A 2,079-nucleotide genomic window follows, 5' to 3' on the forward strand; every position below is an offset into this window, starting at 1 on the left:
GCCGACGGGGCGGCCGGCGCCGCAGGCGATCATGGGGCCGCAGTCGCCGGGCGATCCGCTGCTGGTGTTGGCCCGCAGCGGCTGGAGCAATCCTGACGGTGCGCCGCGCGCCTCGATCCAGCGGGTCGAATACCGGCTGGTCGAGGATCGGCTGGAGCGCCGGGTGGCGCCCTATCTGGACGGGGCGCGAGCCGGGCCACCGCAGGTGCTGTATCGCGGGGTGAAGGACGCCCGCGTCGCCTTCATCCAGAACGGGTCCGAAGCCCCCGCCTTTTCCGCCAGCAGCGACCGGCCCCTGCCGGACGCCGTGCGGGTGACGTTGACGCTCGACGGTTTCGGCCCGGTCGAGCAACTGTTTCTGGTCGCCGCCGCATGAGGACGCGGCCGCGCGATCGCCGGGGCATGGCCCTGTTGACCGTCCTGCTGCTGGTGGCGGTGATGGCGGCGCTGTGCGTGGTGCTTCTGGACGACGTGCGCTTTTCCGTGCGCCGCACGACCAACGCCGAGAGCCAGGCGCAGGCGCAAGCCTATGCGGCGGGGGCGGAGGCGCTGGCGCGGCGGCGGCTGTCCGATCTGGTGCGCGCCGATCCGGCGCGCACGCCGTTGCAGCCGCAATGGAACGGCCGCGTCTTCGCCCTGCCGCTGGAAGAGGGCGTGGGGCGGGCGGTGATCCGCGACGGCCAGTCCTGCTTCAATCTGAACAGCCTGGCGCTGGGGCAGGGCGAGGATCTGATTGCCCGGCCTGAAGGAGCGGCGCAGTTCATCGCCTTGGGCGAAGCGTTGGGCCTGCCGCGCGGGCGGATGTCGGCGGTCGCGGCGGCCCTGACCGACTGGATGGACGGCGACGACGAGGTTTCGGCGCAGGGGGCGGAGGACGCCGCCTACGCCAGCCGCCCGACGCCCTATCGCACCGGCGGGGTCATGCTGGCCGAGGTCAGCGAACTGCGCGCCGTGGCGGGGGTGGACGACGAACTCTATCGCCGTTTGAGGCCCCATCTGTGCGCCCTGCCGGAGGCGCGATTGTCGCCCCTGAATGTGAATACGCTGGAGCCGCAGGACGCCGTGCTTCTGGTCGCGATCAGCCGGGGCGTGGTGGGGTTGAACGCGGCCAAGGCGGCCATCGCCGCGCGTCCTGCGACGGGTTGGAGCAGCCCGGACGCCTTCTGGGCCCAACCCGCCCTGTCGGGCGTGGTCGTCGACGAAGAGGCCAAGGGCCAGATCACCCTGGCCACCCGTTACTTCGACCTGAGGGTCGAGATCGAGCATGGCGACGCCCGCGCCGTCCGCACCGCCCTGATCCATGTCGCGCCCGACGGCGCGGCGCGCACCGTCATCCGTCGCTGGACGCCTGAAGAATGAGCATGGAAGAATGAGCCACGCCCGCATCCTGTTCATCCCGACCCACGCGACCCTGGCGGCGCGTTTCCTGCTGGTCGATCGTGAAGGCCGCGTGGTCGGGCGCGGCGAACTGGACCCCCATCAGGCCGACGCTCCGCCGTCGATGCGCACCATCGCCGTGGCCCCCGGCGCGGACGTCATGACGCGCTGGCTGGACCTGCCGCCGGGCAATATGGCGCAGGCCAGAGCCGCCGCGCGCTGGGCCTTGCGCGATCAGGCGGCGGGCGAGGTCGAGGGGCTGGACGTGGCTCTGGGCGTTGCGCCGGTCGATGGCGGCCCGCGCCTGACGGCGGCGGTTTCGGCCAAGCTGTTGCAGGCCTGGCTGCGCTGGATGGAGGCCTTCGACATCCGGCCCGAGGCGGTCGTGCCGGACAACCTGTGCCTGCCCGCGCCGCTGGAGGCGGAGATGTTGACCGCCGCACAGGCGGGGGCCGACGTGGCGCTGCGCGGCCCGGCGTTCGCCGTGACGGTCCAGCCGGATCTGGCGGAGGCGGTTGCGGCCGGACGTTCTTTGACCTGGCTGGAAGGCGAGACTTTGGACGCGGCCCTGGCGGCGGGGGCGATGGCGGCGCCGGTCGACCTGTTGCAGATCCACGACCGGCGTGAGCGAGGGCAGGCGGCCAGAGGCTGGCGGCTGGCGGCGGGTCTGGCGGCGGCGTTGTTGGTCTCGCCCCTGATCCT

Annotated in this window: 3 protein-coding genes; all 3 read left to right on the forward strand. The window is 72.6% G+C overall.

Features of this window, described 5'->3' with window-relative positions; translation table 11 throughout:
* On the forward strand, positions 1-376 hold a 376-nt coding region (locus BDIM_RS16670; RefSeq protein ID WP_050796813.1), incomplete at its 5' end, for a type II secretion system protein GspJ.
* Positions 377-402: 26 nt separating this feature from the next.
* Complete coding sequence (gene gspK / locus BDIM_RS16675; protein WP_003166729.1) at positions 403-1,359, forward strand: type II secretion system minor pseudopilin GspK; 957 nt, start codon at positions 403-405, stop codon at positions 1,357-1,359.
* A gap of 10 nt (positions 1,360-1,369) precedes the next feature.
* Positions 1,370-2,079, forward strand: a 710-nt coding sequence (gene gspL, locus BDIM_RS16680) for a type II secretion system protein GspL (RefSeq protein WP_248601244.1), incomplete at its 3' end; no start/stop codon positions are given.

It is taken from the genome of Brevundimonas diminuta ATCC 11568, assembly GCF_000204035.1.
Lineage (GTDB): Bacteria > Pseudomonadota > Alphaproteobacteria > Caulobacterales > Caulobacteraceae > Brevundimonas > Brevundimonas diminuta.